General features: G+C 63.3%; 1 protein-coding gene. It reads left to right on the forward strand.

Annotation, left to right across the window (positions count from 1 at the left end):
- Positions 1-213: 213 nt before the first annotated feature.
- The gene (locus FG385_RS33645; protein WP_139100859.1) at positions 214-1638 is read left to right on the forward strand and encodes an ATP-binding protein; all 1425 of its coding nucleotides are present in this window, start codon (positions 214-216) and stop codon (positions 1636-1638) included.
- Positions 1639-1854 lie beyond the last annotated feature (216 nt).

Genomic DNA, 1854 nt, shown 5'->3' on the forward strand with positions numbered 1-1854 from the left:
GCCAAGGCCCCCCGGCGCCGGATCGGTGATCCGGCGGACCGCGGCCACGACCCGCTTGTAGTTCGCCAGCGGTTCGCCGATCACCACCCCTTTACAACCTGCCGACCACCGCACACATCAATTCCATCCGCCACACAACCACCCCGCGATAGTATCGATTGCGATACTATCGCGGATGGAAGTATCCAGCCCAGCGAGCACGGGAGGCATGGCTTGGTCGACTTCATCGGACGGCGACGCGAACTGGGCACACTAGGGGCCGCATTGGCCGGAGTGCAGACGGAAATCGGAACAGCGCGGCCGGGACGTTGCCTCATCCTCCGCGGGCGACGCAGGATCGGCAAGTCCGCGCTGGTAGAGGAGTTCGTGCATCGGAGCCGAGTTCCGAACGTCTTTCACACCAGTGAAATCGGATTCGGCACCGATCCACTGGCTGAGTTCATCGATGCCGTACGAAGCTCCTCGCTGCCCGATGCCGACGTCTTCGCCGATGCTGTACCCGGCAACTGGACGGCTGCTTTCCGCCAGCTCGCAAGCATCCTGCCTGAGGACCGGCCGAGTGTCGTGGTGCTTGACGAACTGCCCTATCTAATGGACCCCGCCGGAGCGTTCGAGAGCGTCTTGCAGCGCGCCTGGGATCGCGAGCTGTCACGTAAACCAGTGCTGCTGATCCTCATCGGCTCCGACCTCGCCATGATGCAGGCACTCACCTCTTACGGGCGGCCGTTCCACCAGCGCGGCACCGAGATGCGCCTCGGACCACTCAACCCGGCCGATGTCGCCACGATGACCGGTCTGGATCCAGCGGGCGCCTTCGACGCGACACTGGTGACGGGAGGCCTGCCCATCATCTGTGCGCGTTGGCCCTGGGGCGAGGACATGCCGACATTCCTGACCCGAGAACTGGGAGATCCGGTGAGCCCAATGATTGTTTCCGCACAACTGTCACTTGCCGCCGAGTTTCCGGATCAAACCCAAGCCCGCCAGGTTCTGGCGGCTATCGGCAGCGGCGAACGTACTTTCACCAATATTGCCCGCGCAGCCGGCGGGATCGCGCACTCGACCCTGTCACGCGCTACGGAACTATTGACTGATAAGGGCATCGTCGCCGCCGAACTGCCGATAAGCCTCGCACCATCCAAGGAACGCCGATATCGGATCACCGACCCGTATCTCCGCTTCTGGCTGACTTTCCTCGGCCCGAACCTCGCCGAGTTGGACCGCATGCGCTCCGACCTCACACTCGAACGAATTCACGGTGGATGGACCAGCTGGCGCGGCCGCGCCGTGGAACCACTGGTCCGCGAATCACTGGCCCGTCTACTGCCCGCACATGACATTCCGGCGGTCCCGGCGATCGGCGGCTACTGGACCCGCAGCAACGACGTGGAAATCGACATAGTTGGCGCGGACCACGAGCCCATCGCACGTGAACTAGCCTTCCTCGGATCGATCAAATGGCTGGAAAACTCGTCGTTCGATAACCATGATCTGGCCGAACTCCAGCGCCACCGTCACCGTGTCACCGACAAACCGGTCCCACTGATCGCCGTCACCCGATCCGGAGTATCAACCGAACACCTCGACGCCGTATTCACACCCGCCGATCTACTCGAAGCATGGCAACCAAACGAATGAGGCCTGGCGGAGGGTTCCTGATCACAGACACTCCTGGCCATCTATCCTCTGCATCGTACGCTTCTGAGGCGACGCGCCAGGATCACCAACGCGGGGGGTAGCTGCCCTGCTCGTTTGCGTGTCTGGTGCAGCCAGAACTCAGCCTTCGGCGGCGAGCTGCCCGCACGCCGCCGCGATCTCCTGACCACGCGTGTCCCGCACCGTGCACGCCACTCC

This window comes from Amycolatopsis alkalitolerans, from assembly GCF_006152065.1.
Lineage (GTDB): Bacteria > Actinomycetota > Actinomycetes > Mycobacteriales > Pseudonocardiaceae > Amycolatopsis_E > Amycolatopsis_E alkalitolerans.